Below are 13,978 nucleotides of genomic sequence, written 5' to 3' on the forward strand. Positions count from 1 at the left end.
TGTTGATTTACAAAAGCCTGATCTACTATGATTAAATCATAAATCGATAAGTGCTTATAATCTTCTGAAATGGGTCATTTTGATTCCCCCAGATGATTGTAGCACTTTTTTAATGTTGTTTTAGTTTAAAAATCCCCAAATAACTGTTGAAATCCCCTTTCCAATCTGGTAAGGTATGTAATGTTGATGGAACATCCTGTCAATGATCAACCTACAATTGAATGAGTGAAGGAATTATCATACATCGTGTATAACCTCAATAATATGGTTTGAGGGTCTCTACCAGGAACCGAACAATCCTGATTACTACAGATGGTGCATCTTCTATGCATCCTGTCGTAATCAGGATTTTTTTATGGATTTTGCGGCATTCCGGCACTCTCGTTTTGAACATAAGCAGCGGAGATGCACATAACCGTCGATCCCGTCTGCATGCATGTTACACAACAATCGTGGCAAACAAAGGAGAGAAAAGGCTTGAATTTCAAAGTAATGATTTTGACGATTGCGACCTTTACGGTCGGCTTGATTGAATTAATTATCGGTGGGGTGCTGCCCGAAATTTCGCGTGATCTGCACGTATCGATCGGCACGGCAGGACAATTGATCACCATTTATGCATTAGTGTATGCGATCGCCGGGCCTACATTGCTGGCGCTGACAGCGGGGGTGGAGCGCAAATCGTTGTATTTGTGGTCCATGCTCGTTTTTACGGCAGGTAGTTTGCTCGCATTTTGGAGTCCGAATTATGAAGTGTTATTTGCCTCACGGATGCTGACGGCAGCGAGCGGTTCGCTGATCGTTACGCTGTCGCTGACGATCGCTGTGAAAGTTGTCGCACCGGCGTTCCGTGCCCGTGTGATCGGAATTATTTCGATGGGCATTAGCTCGTCGATCGTACTCGGCGTGCCGATCGGTGTACTCATTCAGGAAGCGCTTGGCTGGCGTGTGCTGTTTCTGGCGATTGCGCTGCTGACACTGGTAGCGATGGTCATTATCGGCTTGTTTCTGGATCGCATTCCAGTCGAAGCGTCGATGCCGTTGCGTGCACAGCTGGCGTCGCTGAAAAATGCCAAAATCTTTAGCGCCCATCTTGTGACGATGTTGCTGCTGGCAGGTCATTATACGATGTATGCGTATTTGACACCATTTTTGCAAACTACGATGGGGCTGAATGCGTACTGGATTAGTATTGTCTACTTTGTGTTTGGTCTTGCCGCTGTAAGTGGTGGTATGATCGGCGGCATCATGTCCGACCGTCTTGGCAGTCGCCGCAGCATTTTGATCGTAATCGGTGTATTTGCACTCGTTATGTTTGCATTGCCGCTGGCAGCGAAATCGGTGTGGCTGTTCCCGGTGGTGCTGTTCGTCTGGGGCGCACTGAGCTGGGCATTGTCACCAGCACAGCAAAGCTATCTGATCGAACATGCACCAGAAACTTCCGATATCCAGCAAAGCTTTAACTTCTCCGCCCTCCAAGTCGGCATCGCGATCGGCTCCGCATTTGGCGGAATCGTAATCAAAAATACGGGCAATGTAAACCTCAACTCCTGGATCGGCGCCGCGATTGTCGTGCTGTCATTCCTCTGTGCGCTGTATTCACTATCCCGTCCAGCGATCGCCGCTCGACGTGTAAGCAAGCAGACGACAGTGCATTCGGCTTAAAGGAATTCGGGAATGGTATACAATGTTGATGATGATGCTAAAGTAAAATGATATAAACGTAGTTGGAGTTGTTTGGAATCGAGATAAACGGGTAGATCAAAAAGCTTCGTTCGCCATGATATAGCATGGTGGACGGAGCTTTTTGGAATAATGGGGTGGGGAGTGCCGTTTGGAAAATATCACTTTATTGTTTGGTGGTAATGTAAATGGAAGGAGCAGGTGTATCATATTGCCCGTGGTTTAGTGAGGGTTTCACAAACTGTACATTGGCTCCTAAACTTTCACTAATCACTCGCAAATTTACATATAGTATATCACCATCTATTACAGGCGCTTGCGCAACTTTTAGTGGTTTACGATTGATATAAACAGTCTGCGCAGCATTTGTTAATACGATGGTTTTAGAGCCATCTTTCGTAGTCGCGGTAACAGTTTGGGTCGCTTGGTTCCAATGTACATTCATATTAAATGGAGTAAAAATATCTCTGAATGAGACCATTGCGACACCTGTGACAGCAATAAATGCGTCGCAATTCAGTTTTTGTTTGTTGACATAAACAGTGGGCACGAATGGAGGCGTTGTGGCATATGTATAGCTAGTTGGTGCGATCATAATTGAAAATAGCAAAAAAAGTAAAATCATACTAATTAATGACTTTTTCATATAAGCCCTCTTTCTTCATAAAATGAATTGATAAGCAATGTCTTAAAATGAATTCAAGTTGATTGATCTATAACGAAAGAAGCTTCATTTGTAATGATTGTTCATTTACGAATGGAATTTTGATGGGTGCGGTTGGAGAATATGACTTTAAAAGTATGTCCTTATTATTTGGTTGTAAATTAGTGTAGTAGGTGAGTAACGTTTGGAAAATATTACTTTATTGTTTGGTGGTAATGTAAATGGAAGGAGCAGGTGTATTATATTGCCCGTGGTTTGGAGAAGCTTTCACAAATTGTATTTTAGCGCCTAACGCTTCGCTAATGACTCGTAAATTTACAAATAAAGTATCCCCGACTACGGTAGGGGATTGAATAACGGTTAGCGGTTTACCATTGATATAAACGGTTTGCGAAGCATTGGTTAAGATGATGGTTGTGGAACCATCTTTAGTAGTCGCCGTAACGGTTTTAGTCGCTTGATCCCAATTGATATTGACATCAAAATGGGAAAAAATATCGCGGAACGAAATCATTGCTGAATCATTAACGATGATAGCGTCACAATCCAGCTTTTGGTTGTTTAAATAAACAATCGGCGTGACACGAGGTGGACCGGCATACGTATAGCTCGTTGGCGTAATTGTGAGTGTAACCAGAATAACCAGCAACAACAGACTACATAGTAACTTTTTCATACAAATCACCTTTCGTTATCAATTGAATAAGAATGTATTGCCTTGAGCCTTGAGGTAAAGTTAGTCTGAACGATAGCTGATGGATAAATCAAGAAGCTCCACTGGTCATAGTTATTCATATACGAGTGGAGCTTTTTGAACGATGTAGTGGGCGAATACAACTTCAAAAACTTTATTTATTGTTTGGTCGTAATGTAAATGGAGGCGGCAGGTGTGTTATATTGCCCGTGGTTTGGAGTAGCTTTTACATATTGCACCTTAGCACCTAACGCCTCGCTTACGACTCTCAGATTAACAAATAACGTATCCCCATCTATAAATGGAGCACTGGCAACCTGGACTGGCTTGCCATTAATATAAACGGTTTGCGAAGCATTTTTTAATACGATGGTTGTGGAACCGTCTTTGGTGTTTGCGGTAACCGTTTGAGTGGCTTGATTCCAGTCGATATCCATATCAAATTGAGAGAAAATATCGCGGAACGAAATAAAGGCATAGCGATAAAAAACAAGAGCGTCACAATCCAGCTTTTGGTTGTTTAAATAAACAATCGGCGTGACACGAGGTGGACCGGCATACGTATAGCTCGTTGGCGTAATTGTGAGTGTAACCAGAATAACCAGCAACAACAGACTACATAGTAACTTTTTCATACAAATCACCTTTCTTGATTCAATGAATGAGTATGTATTGCCTTGAAGTGAAGTTAGGCTGAACGATAGCTGATGGGTAAATCAAAAAGCTCCACTCGTCATAGTTATTCATATACGAGTGGAGCTTTTTGAACGGTGCAGTGGGCGAATACAACTTCAAGAATTATATTTTTATTGGTTAGTAGTAATGTAAATAGACGAAGCAGGTGTATTGTATTGCCCGTGGTTTGGAGCAGCTTTCACAAATTGCACTTTAGCGCCTAATGCCTCGCTTACAACTCTCAAATTAACAAATAACGTATCTCCGCCTACAAATGGAGCACTAACAACATGAAGCGGCTTGCCATTAATATAAACCGTTTTCGAAGCATTCGTTAATACAATTGTTTTAGAGCCGTCTTTAGTCTTGGCAGTAACCGTTTGAGTGGCTTGATTCCAATCGATATCCATATCAAATTGAGAGAAAATATCGCGAAACGAAATAAAGGCATAGTAGTCAACAATAAGAGCGTCACAATCCAGCTTTTGGTTATTTAAATAAACAATCGGCGTGACACGAGGCGGACCGGCATACGTATAGCTCGTTGGGGTAATTGTGAGTGTAACCAGAATAACCAGCAACAACAGACTACATAGTAACTTTTTCATACAGATCACCTTTCTTTATAAAATGAATTGGAGTGTGTTAACCAGATACAGTAATCGTCACTTTGTTATTATTACCGCTAAAGTCTCTTGTGATCGTAGCTGCTTCGGTTTGCGGCGAATCAAAGGCACTGCTTGGAACAAGTGTATTGTCGATTTTAATGCTGGAATACGTTGCTTTATTGCGACCATGATTTTGGTTGGAAACGACTGTAGATAATAATTTCCATTTATCTACTTTACTAATATTCAAACTGGAACTGTCAGTTTCTATAATCGTGGTGAGCGACGTGTTTTGTTCTGATGTACAAGCCCGATCCGTACAAATGGCTGTTCCAGTAATTTTCATTCTGGCTTTACCGTTATAGTTGTACCATACATACAGTACGACATTAGAGTCAGAAGCGTAGGCGTTTCTGAATTGCACATCATTATAACCTGCAACCATATTAGAGTTACTCGCGACAGTGCTATTTCTTTTGATAGTCATAGTAGGTTTCCAGCCTTTGCGATTAGAATAAAATCCCACACTCGAATCATAAACTAACCCCATATCCGCTTCATATGCACCTGAACTAAATCCAGAATAATTATAAGCACTTTCTTCTTGTTGCACTTCTGAATCTTTAGGCAGTTGCAATAAAGTGGACAAGTATCCGCCAGCTCGTTGTATCGTTTGTCTGCCACCGATCCCATCTGCGATTTGGAATGACGATTGGGCAGCGAGCGACGAGGAGAGCATATTAGGATCAGCATATGTATGATCTAGGTTGTAATACGTATCTGTATTCACGCTTTCTACGTTGTTATACGTATCTTCGGCAACGCTGGGATCGTATACGGATACATCTGTAGGTGCTTTTTGGATGTCTAGTGTAGGTTGCTGATTGGGTGCTTCTTCGTACGAATACACATAATCGGAATCGATCACGATGTAATCGTAAATGCCGCTTGCTGCTCGATTATCGTTGAGACTGTTCGTTGCATAAGCGGATACTGCTTTTTGCTTCTTATCTTGTTGTATTCCTGCCTGGATGTGCAGCAGCATATCATTGATGTCTTGTTTAGGGATACTATACGGATCATCGACAATCGTGCCTTTTGGATAATCGCTAACCGTCTGTTGCCCATCTGAAGCATCTGATACTGCATTAGAAGATGTAAACAGTAATGCGCTTGCCATAAGAATAAGATACCATTTTTCACCAAAAAATATCCTTCAAAATATGGATATATTTACTGTGAATATAAATACAAATGGATTATATGAAATAAATTTGGAGTTGTAAATCTATTTTTTTAGTAAATATAATTAAAGTAAAAAAGTGGGTATTAAATATAAAATGTTTAAAAACTGTTGTTTAAAGAAGTATAGTTGAATATTAAAAGTATTTATGTCTATGGAAAATTATCAATATTATATGATTTCAAGCATTTATTTTAATGTTATTTGATGATTATATTTAGTTTTTTAAGCTTAAAATATGTATTAAAATGCAAATTAGAGTAGACGGGTGCGTCTTTTTAACTAACTAGTACCTTGGCTGCTTTCAATATTGGCTTTGAATCCACTGTATGTCCTTATTTATAGCAGTAATCTACACGGGGTTTAAACTATATATTTAAAACAGTCAGAGTACTAGCAATATTGTAGATAAATCGTTCTGTTGTTTTGAGATTTCATATGATATTTTTAAGTTCATATTCTTATTATTTCAAAAAAATCTATTAATTATATAGACAAATATTAAAAAGTCTATAAAATATACATAAAGAGAAAATTTGATACTCCGTCATAGCAGCGTTTATACAAAAGCGATTAATCTCCAATGAAAGTTAGGACGTGTACGCAAACTCGTAGGCTGCGAAAAGCACTTCACTGCCGGAAAGAAACAAGGGGGAAGGACGAACTTCAGTGTTTGCGGTTTTCAAACACGGTTTGCAATGAAAAAAGGTTTTTGCACAGCAAAATACACTACCTCTTTTGAGCGCGGGAATCTACCTTCTCTCCCTATTCGTAGATGCCTGTGCGAGACGGGAGTTTGTCCCCTTATTGTGTACCGCAGTGGGGGATGCGCCAACATACCAGGTTTGCGTACACGCCCTAGTTCGTGCATTTCAATGATCCTAAGTCCGTAATTTGCCTGTCTGTGAGATAACGTTACTCACTTTTTGGGACAATCTTTAACCAAACCGACGATTCAGCAAGCAATACGGCATGATAACAAACCTGTCTTATATTCAACAGTGAGCACATCACAGTAAAGGAGCATCCTATGAAAGATACGACAAATAACAAAAGCATAAGCCAAAACAAACAATTATCCGAGCGTTTCTGGCAGGCGGATTTGCTGGAATTGAAGCGAGGGTATGTGGAAGATGAGCAGGCGAGCGAATATGGGAGCTTTGTTTGTCTAATCGATGGACAGATGTTTGAAAAAGGGCGTATATATGAGCAGGAGGGGGCATTTTATGAAGCTGAGCGGTTTATGCAGATGCATATTCGGCAGCAGTATGGCTCGATGTTTCATTATTTGCTCACACTCGATAAAAAATGGACAGGGTTGACAGAGCTGCAAAGCGAGTTGGTACGTGCTTTTTACGAAGGGCAAAGCGATACCGACATTACGGCTGCGCACGGTGGCAGCAAATCGACGATTCGCAATCATCGGTTTGCGCTGCGTGAAAAGGCGAAGCAAGCACGTGTATTTTTGGCGATTATGGACATGTTGGAAGAACAGCAAAATGACCCGTCTCCGTTTGTATCGATTCATCGCACTGCTACGATGCTGGATGAGCGTTATGCTGTGACCGAGCAGGAAAATGAAGCGGTGCTACGGCAATATTTTAAACAAGGAACAGACGGGCCATTAGCCGAGTTTCCGCGTAAGGAAAAGCGTAAAATTATTATTTTGCGCCAGTTGATTCGCCGCTTTGAAGTCGGGCGTACGTATACCGAAAAGCAGGTGAATGAAGTGCTGGCAGCGGCTTATGCGGACTATGTTACACTGCGCCGGTATATGATTGCATATGGCTTTATGGATCGTCAGGACGATGGCAGTGCCTACTGGGTCAAGCGATAAATAACAAGTGCGCGTGCGTGGATGAGATGCGAGACGGCAGTTCGTCCCTTTATTCCTTACCGCAGTAGGGGCTGTCTCAACATGCCAAGTTTGCGATTAGATTGACTGCTTTCAATATTGGCTTTGAATCCATTGTATGCCCTTATGTATAGCTGTAATCTGAATAATTTTAAACTATAAGACCAAGTTAAATGTTAATTTTGATCATGCACTGGAATCCTGATAAATAATAGCTTGTTCCAGCTTCAACACTCCAATTCATCTTGGTCTAGGTACTGCTATTATATTGACTGATATTAATATGAATTTTGAAGCTGAACCCTATAAAACATCAATCTATCTAAATCGAAGCGAATAGCAGCGAATAACAAATACCCTCTCTGATCCGATTTTGTCGGCATAGAGAGGGTTTTGATTTGTATGTGTATATGGAACCAAAGCAGCGATCTACAAAAGAACATGTTAAGCGACAGACAAGCTTATTTATACGAGCATGCGATAACCGAATTACTATAGTCATTTACAATCTATCTTTACATGCTAGCCTGTATTCAGTCTGATCCTGTTTTGCCATTAGTGTCTAAGCTTATAGTCAAATCGATACTACTAGCAATAGGCATGCGCAGCGTAGTAGCTTGAACAGCTTACATTCAATGTCTGATGGACTACAGCTTATGAAAAATATACTGGAATCGTAGCTTCAGAACATCTCTGTTATGCAATATCAAAAATATCAAACTGCCTATTTAACGCGGTCAGCCTAGTACTCGCTGAGCGGTTGCTGCTGTCACCTATAAAAATGACTGCTTCGGTACAAAACAAGGAAAGCTAGTTGTTAATCGTTATGTGCATGGACGGAGCGATCCCTAGTAAACATCATCAAGCTAAACTTGTAGCCAGTAGGTATACTGCTTAACGGTTGTAGCCTACACTGGACGAGGCGCGTAATTCTTTTTGAATCTGGCATACCCGACTTTGCGAGATGCCCAATATACGAGCCAGTTCATTTTGTGTCGCACCTGGATGCTCTTGCATCGCCGTTTCCACTTTGGTCAGCATTTCACCGCGTTTGCTTCTTGACTTGCGCAATGACGATTGCAGATTACGGTTAAAGGCAGGTGTTTCGGGAGCTTCTGCCAGTGGAATATGTTGTGACTCGTCGCCCATTTCTTCGGCACAATGACCGCAAATAAACTGATCTTTGTAATACATCAGATCGTCAAAGCTGCCGCAAAAGATGCATTGAATCCCTTTATGCTTACGGAAAATAATTTCTTTTTCGGTAATAAAAAATTCCATCGGATCACTGATGCCAATCTCCATCGTATCCCGAATTTCTTTAGGAATAACGATTCTGCCGAGACTGTCCAATTGACGTACCATACCTGTTTTTTTCATAATTAAGGGCCTCCGTTTGGTTCAGTTTAGGTTATTGCATTATCGCTTGCTTAACATTATTTGCCTGCTGGCTCCAATCATCAGGCTGCTCTTATATAAATATACAACAATTTCAGTATAAAATTCATCTTTTGCGAATGGGATTGAATAAAAATATTGGAAAATGTCCGAATATATACGTTAATCACGGTTGGATAATAATGGTTGAAGTAGTGTAATGCTTATTGTTGTCGGAACAACTGAAAGGACATAATAATAGAAATTACGATTAAATTATAAGCAATTTATACAATCGGAAATTTAATCAAACTAATATTTATTCATATATACGTATAAAGTTATGTATTTATGATAGGTATCAAAAGGATGTAATAGCATTGTTTATGTATGTTGAGGGTTATTTATACAGTCATAAAAAAGCTGCCCATTTAGGGCAGCATCATAAGCGCAAGAATCGGTGTTGTAGCGAGTGTAAATAAAGCGGACAAAATCATCGAAATGCTAGAGATCGTTCCGGTGAGTGAACTTAGCTCAAATGCTTTAGATGTTCCAGTACCGTGAGCAGCAGTGCCAAACAAAATACCGCGTGCAACCTCGCTTTCAATCCGGAACCATTTGACGATATACGGCCCGATCATACTGCCGATCAGCCCGGTAATGATGACAAATATGGCTGTAATCGTTGGCACACCGCCGATCGCCTGCGATACATTCATTGCAATCGGGGTGGTAATCGAACGCGGAATAATGCTGCCCATCAAATGATGATCAAGATGCAGCAGCTTCGCAAACAGTGCCGAAGTGCTGACAGCGACGAGTGAGCCGCATAGTACGCTTACGATAATCGCACTGGCGTGTTTTTTGAGTGTGTGCAAATTTTTGTATAATGGCACGGCAAAGGCGATCGTTGCCGGTTGTAGCAGCAAGGACAGCAGATGACCGCCTGCATTGTAGTGACTGTACGGAATTTTCATCATTAACAGCACGATGACGAGCACGAGCGGTGTCGTTAGCAGTGGAGACAGATAAACGTGCGGGAAGCGTCGATACAATTTTTTGGCGCCTGCATAGATAATTAATGTCGCCAGCAGGAAAATAATCGAATTCATGATGGATGACGCTCCTTTCGTTTGGACAGGATAGCTGCCAGCAAACCGGAACTAGCCATAACGAGAATCGTACTGCAAATGACGATGACCATAATGCGCACACCGTCTTGCTCCAGCATCGGAATATAGTTCATCACGCCAACAGCAGATGGGATAAAAAACAATAATAGCTCTGCTAGTAACCAGCTGGCTCCGATTTCGATCCATTCCAGCTTAATGATGCCGGATTGCAGTAAAATAAACAGAATCGCAATCCCGATAATACTGCCGGGAACAGGCAGATGAAGCCAGCTCACCAGCAGATTTAACAGCTCGGAGAAACCCATCAACAGTGCGACCTGGAGTATGCCTTTCCCTATATTTTTCATGAACAGTATCCTTCTTTCTTGTAGAGTTGATGTATGGTGAAGTCGCTTGCCCAGACGGTTGGGGGTTGTAGCAGTCTGCCTATTGCAGTCATGAATCCAAGCGACAGCTGTACTAAAATGAAGATTGTTGTAGCTGATATGAAAAGTTTACAGCTGTTTCTTTCATGGGTAAAATTCATATATGGCATGAAATGTATTCCATTTGGTTATGAGTTGGAGAGGAGGGGCGATTGAGGTGGATATACGGCATTTGCAGTATTTTATGGAAGTTGTGCGGTTAAGGAGTTTTACGCGGGCGGCGGAGGCGTTGTTTATTACGCAGCCGACGATTAGCAAAACGATTCGTGCGCTAGAGGAAGAACTGGGAGCAGCGTTGTTTCATCGGGTGGGGCGTACGATTGAATTGACGGATGCTGGGCGTGTGATTGAGCAGCAGGCGCAAAATATTGTGAAGTCGTTTCAGAGTCTGTCTTCACAGCTTGACGATTTGCGTAATTTGAAAAGTGGACATTTGCGGATTGGCTTGCCGCCGATGATCGGGTCGCGCTTTTTTCCACGTATTATTGGCAAGTTTCATCAGCTCTATCCGAATGTGACGATTCAGCTATTTGAAGATGGCGGCAAAAAGGTGGAACATGATGTCGTTAGTGGCGCGCTTGATATCGGGGTGACGGTGCTGCCGGTAACGGATCATGTGCTGGAATATTTTTCTTTTCAAGAGGAAAAACTGAATTTGCTCGTACCGGTTACGCATCACCTTGCTGGGCGGCAGCAGGCGGAATTGATTGAGCTGGCGGAAGATTCGTTTATTATTTTTCGTGAAGATTTTACGCTGCATGGACGAATTATCGATGCGTGTATTCGCGCTGGCTTTCAACCGAAAATCATTTATGAAAGTTCGCAATGGGATTTGATTAGCGAGATGGTGAGCGCCGGGCTAGGCATCGCGCTATTGCCGGAGACGATTTGTAGGCAGATCAATCAGCATAAGCTGCATATCGTGCCAGACATGCAACCAGCGATTCCGTGGCAGCTCGGTATGATCTGGCATCGTGAACGGTATTTATCGTTTGCGGCGCGTGAGTGGTTACGGTTTACACGCGAGCAGATGCAGAAGTAGGGCGGGCATGAAAACGTGAATGACGGAGTGTGATGCGATCTGCTCGGTATGTTCCACCAGGCATTGGTGTCTGTGCTGTGATTACAGCGGTTATGATCGATATAATGAACGGATACGGACAGTGATACTGAAAGAAGGGCGGTAGAAATTATGACAACGATTATCGATATTCCGGTCAGACCGCTAGTGGAGTATGTGTACCGGACAGGCAGCATTGAATCAGGCTTTCGGGTAGCGCAAACGATGCAGGAAGGTACACGCATCCATAAACAAGTGCAGGAAGGTTATGGAGAGGCAGGCGAAAAGGAAGTTCATTTGCGCATTGAAATCCCGCTGCGTGAACTGCTGTTCCGAATTGAAGGGCGTTGTGACGGTTTGTGGACGGACGAATCCGGTCTGCTTACGATCGATGAGATTAAGTCGACATCGATTACGGCGGAAGATATTGGCGACGGGCGTGAGGTGCATTGGGCACAGGCGCAAATGTATGGGCATATTGTTGCCGAGCAGCGCGAACTGGAACAAGTGCGCATTCAGCTTACGTATGTTCACAAAAGCAGTGGCAAAGAGACGAAGCTGGAGCGTATTCGCACTCGGCAACAGTTGCAGGAGTTTGCGCTCGATACGCTGGAGCGGTATGCGCCCTATGCCGAAATGCTGGCACAGCATCGGCGGCGGCGTAATGACAGCATCGAAGGGCTACCGTTTCCGTTTGCCGGTTATCGCTCCGGACAGCGGCAATTTGCCGGGGCGGTGTACAAAACGATCGGAGAGAAAGTGAATCTGTTCGCTGAAGCACCGACCGGCACAGGCAAAACGATCTCGACTTTATTTCCCGCCATTAAAAGTATCGGCAATGAACGGGCTGAACGATTGATGTACATTACCGCCAAAACGGTGACCCGTGCTAACGCTGAGGATGCGTTACAGCGTATGCAGCAAAACGGGTTGCATTTGCATGGGGTGACGATTACCGCCAAAGATAAAGTATGCTTTTGTACAGCGGAAGGTGGCAGTGGGCGGGAAAACTGTGTCTATACGAATGGATATTACGACCGAATTAATGAAGCGATGCTCGATATGTTGACTCATGAAACGATAATGAACCGCGACGTAATCGAGCGTTATGCGCAAAAGCATACCGTTTGTCCGTTTGAGCTGTCATTGGACGCTTCGTATGCGTCGGATGCGGTTATTTGTGACTACAACTATGTGTTTGATCCGCGTGTGTCGCTTAAACGGATGACCGATGATCAGCGTAAAAGCACGGTATTGCTCGTGGATGAGGCACATAATTTGGTTGATCGCGGACGGAGCATGTTTTCGGCACAGCTGAGCAAGTCGGCATTTCTCGATCTCAAACGCGATTATCAGCACAGTTCAGAGCCACTGTCCAAAATGGCGGGTGCGATCAATGCGTATTTTATAAGGTTACGCAAACAGATGGGCGAGCAGCAGACAATTAGTCGTAGTGAGGCGCCGGAAGATATTTTTAAGTTGTTGGAAGAATTTACGATTCGGGCGGAGACGACGTTGCTGGAACAGGGAGACAGCGGCGATACGGAGCAATTGCTGGAAACGTATTTTGCGGTACAGGCATTTTTGCGGATCGGGCGCTTGTATGATCTGGCAAGTCATATTACGTATGTGGAGCAGGACGGCAGCGAGGTGTTGCTGCGTATGTTTTGTATCGATCCGTCGTTACAGTTGCGGCAGATGGCAAAAGGCTATCGCTCGGTGATTCATTTTTCGGCTACATTGTCACCGATTCGTTATTACCGCGATATGCTGGGGGCAGCGGAAGAAGATTATAATATTTCGATTCCGTCGCCTTTTTCTAAAGAACAGCTTGAAGTGCGCATTGTACCGTTATCGACGCGTTATCGCGATCGGGAGCGCACACGTCAAGAGCTGGCAGAACTGCTGGCAAGGTTGGTAAATGAGCGTGGTGGCAATTATCTAGCTTTTTTTCCATCGTATCAGTATATGCATGATGTGCTGGCAGCATTTGAAGCGTTGGCACCTGATACGGATATACTCGTTCAGCAATCGAGTATGGCGGAGGAAGAACGGGATCGTTTTCTGGCAGCATTTCGCCCGGATCATGAGCGTACATTGACTGGTTTTGCGGTGTTAGGTGGTATTTTTAGCGAAGGTGTTGATTTGGCAGGCGACCGTTTGACCGGCGTGATTATCGTCGGTGTTGGTTTGCCGCAGATTGGGCCGGAGCGTGAGCTGATTCGTGAGCATTTTAGCAGGGCAGGGCATAGCGGCTACAATTATGCATATGTGTATCCAGGCATGAACAAAGTGTTGCAAGCGGGCGGGCGTTTGATTCGCACCGAGCAGGATCATGGTTTGCTAATGCTGGTCGATGATCGCTTTTTGCAAAATCCGTATGCCCAGTTATTACCGGCGGAGTGGAAGGATTAGGTGTACCGGTGATCGTTTTGACCGCGTTATAGTTTAATTTTATAGTGTGCTGTGTTGGCATGGCTGCATTGTAGCGCTTGAATCCGCTTTAAAACTCCCATTGATCATAGTTAGTTGAAAAATTTATGTGGCGGCAGGATTCTGCT

At 43.3% G+C, this 13,978-nt stretch carries 12 protein-coding genes and 1 riboswitch; of the genes, 4 read left to right on the forward strand and 8 right to left on the reverse strand.

Going from position 1 to position 13,978, the window contains the following annotated elements; genetic code table 11:
- Positions 1–226 precede the first annotated feature (226 nt).
- A riboswitch (purine riboswitch) is annotated at positions 227–326 on the forward strand.
- A 151-nt stretch (positions 327–477) separates the two neighbouring features.
- Positions 478–1,665: an MFS transporter gene (locus U1I11_RS11630; RefSeq protein WP_322906298.1), complete on the forward strand. Its 1,188-nt coding sequence runs from the start codon at positions 478–480 to the stop codon at positions 1,663–1,665.
- Positions 1,666–1,849: 184 nt separating this feature from the next.
- On the opposite strand, the gene U1I11_RS11635 is transcribed toward U1I11_RS11630, so the two are convergent.
- The 5 genes from U1I11_RS11635 to U1I11_RS11655 all read right to left on the reverse strand — a co-directional run bounded on the left by U1I11_RS11635 (position 1,850) and on the right by U1I11_RS11655 (position 5,504).
- A complete protein-coding gene (locus tag U1I11_RS11635) occupies positions 1,850–2,329 on the reverse strand; it encodes a copper amine oxidase N-terminal domain-containing protein (RefSeq protein WP_322906299.1) in 480 nt (159 codons plus the stop codon).
- A 217-nt stretch (positions 2,330–2,546) separates the two neighbouring features.
- Positions 2,547–3,023: a copper amine oxidase N-terminal domain-containing protein gene (locus U1I11_RS11640; protein WP_322906300.1), complete on the reverse strand. Its 477-nt coding sequence runs from the start codon at positions 3,021–3,023 to the stop codon at positions 2,547–2,549.
- Between the two features lie 176 nt (positions 3,024–3,199).
- Positions 3,200–3,676, reverse strand: coding sequence for a copper amine oxidase N-terminal domain-containing protein (locus tag U1I11_RS11645; RefSeq protein WP_322906301.1), 477 nt, complete (start codon positions 3,674–3,676; stop codon positions 3,200–3,202).
- Positions 3,677–3,847: 171 nt separating this feature from the next.
- Positions 3,848–4,324, reverse strand: coding sequence for a copper amine oxidase N-terminal domain-containing protein (locus U1I11_RS11650; protein ID WP_322906302.1), 477 nt, complete (start codon positions 4,322–4,324; stop codon positions 3,848–3,850).
- A gap of 37 nt (positions 4,325–4,361) precedes the next feature.
- Positions 4,362–5,504 (reverse strand): YrpD family protein, encoded by a 1,143-nt coding sequence (locus tag U1I11_RS11655; protein WP_322906303.1) that lies wholly within the window; start codon positions 5,502–5,504, stop codon positions 4,362–4,364.
- Between the two features lie 1,093 nt (positions 5,505–6,597).
- On the opposite strand from U1I11_RS11655, the gene U1I11_RS11660 reads away from it, so the two are divergent.
- Complete coding sequence (locus U1I11_RS11660) at positions 6,598–7,404, forward strand: DUF2087 domain-containing protein (RefSeq protein WP_322906304.1); 807 nt, start codon at positions 6,598–6,600, stop codon at positions 7,402–7,404.
- A gap of 912 nt (positions 7,405–8,316) precedes the next feature.
- On the opposite strand, the gene U1I11_RS11665 is transcribed toward U1I11_RS11660, so the two are convergent.
- The 3 genes from U1I11_RS11665 to U1I11_RS11675 form a co-directional block, all read right to left on the reverse strand.
- Complete coding sequence (locus tag U1I11_RS11665) at positions 8,317–8,802, reverse strand: AbrB/MazE/SpoVT family DNA-binding domain-containing protein (protein WP_322906305.1); 486 nt, start codon at positions 8,800–8,802, stop codon at positions 8,317–8,319.
- Positions 8,803–9,230: 428 nt separating this feature from the next.
- Positions 9,231–9,911, reverse strand: coding sequence for an LrgB family protein (locus tag U1I11_RS11670; protein WP_322906306.1), 681 nt, complete (start codon positions 9,909–9,911; stop codon positions 9,231–9,233).
- Positions 9,908–10,279, reverse strand: a complete 372-nt coding sequence (locus U1I11_RS11675; protein ID WP_322906307.1) for a CidA/LrgA family protein — start codon at positions 10,277–10,279, stop codon at positions 9,908–9,910. Before U1I11_RS11675 ends, U1I11_RS11670 begins: the two co-directional genes overlap by 4 nt.
- A 235-nt stretch (positions 10,280–10,514) precedes the next feature.
- Here U1I11_RS11675 and cidR point away from each other — a divergent pair, with 235 nt between their 5' ends.
- Together cidR and U1I11_RS11685 are read left to right on the forward strand one after the other, a co-directional pair.
- On the forward strand, positions 10,515–11,399 hold the full coding sequence (gene cidR, locus U1I11_RS11680) for a cidABC operon transcriptional activator CidR (RefSeq protein ID WP_322906308.1): 885 nt from the start codon (positions 10,515–10,517) through the stop codon (positions 11,397–11,399).
- Positions 11,400–11,549: 150 nt separating this feature from the next.
- Positions 11,550–13,832 (forward strand): ATP-dependent DNA helicase, encoded by a 2,283-nt coding sequence (locus U1I11_RS11685; protein WP_322906309.1) that lies wholly within the window; start codon positions 11,550–11,552, stop codon positions 13,830–13,832.
- Positions 13,833–13,978 lie beyond the last annotated feature (146 nt).

The sequence above is a fragment of the Paenibacillus campi genome (assembly GCF_034659835.1).
In the GTDB taxonomy this organism is placed as follows: Bacteria; Bacillota; Bacilli; order Paenibacillales; family Paenibacillaceae; genus Saccharibacillus; species Saccharibacillus campi.

Excerpts from the sequence above, each read along its gene's own strand:
- U1I11_RS11665 (WP_322906305.1), bottom strand. The coding sequence starts at position 8,802 with ATGAAAAAAACAGGTATGGTACGTCAATTGGACAGTCTCGGCAGAATC.
- U1I11_RS11670 (WP_322906306.1), bottom strand. The coding sequence starts at position 9,911 with ATGAATTCGATTATTTTCCTGCTGGCGACATTAATTATCTATGCAGGC.
- U1I11_RS11640 (WP_322906300.1), bottom strand. The coding sequence starts at position 3,023 with ATGAAAAAGTTACTATGTAGTCTGTTGTTGCTGGTTATTCTGGTTACA.
- U1I11_RS11655 (WP_322906303.1), bottom strand. The coding sequence starts at position 5,504 with ATGGCAAGCGCATTACTGTTTACATCTTCTAATGCAGTATCAGATGCT.
- U1I11_RS11650 (WP_322906302.1), bottom strand. The coding sequence starts at position 4,324 with ATGAAAAAGTTACTATGTAGTCTGTTGTTGCTGGTTATTCTGGTTACA.
- U1I11_RS11660 (WP_322906304.1), top strand. The coding sequence starts at position 6,598 with ATGAAAGATACGACAAATAACAAAAGCATAAGCCAAAACAAACAATTA.
- U1I11_RS11645 (WP_322906301.1), bottom strand. The coding sequence starts at position 3,676 with ATGAAAAAGTTACTATGTAGTCTGTTGTTGCTGGTTATTCTGGTTACA.
- U1I11_RS11635 (WP_322906299.1), bottom strand. The coding sequence starts at position 2,329 with ATGAAAAAGTCATTAATTAGTATGATTTTACTTTTTTTGCTATTTTCA.
- U1I11_RS11675 (WP_322906307.1), bottom strand. The coding sequence starts at position 10,279 with ATGAAAAATATAGGGAAAGGCATACTCCAGGTCGCACTGTTGATGGGT.
- U1I11_RS11685 (WP_322906309.1), top strand. The coding sequence starts at position 11,550 with ATGACAACGATTATCGATATTCCGGTCAGACCGCTAGTGGAGTATGTG.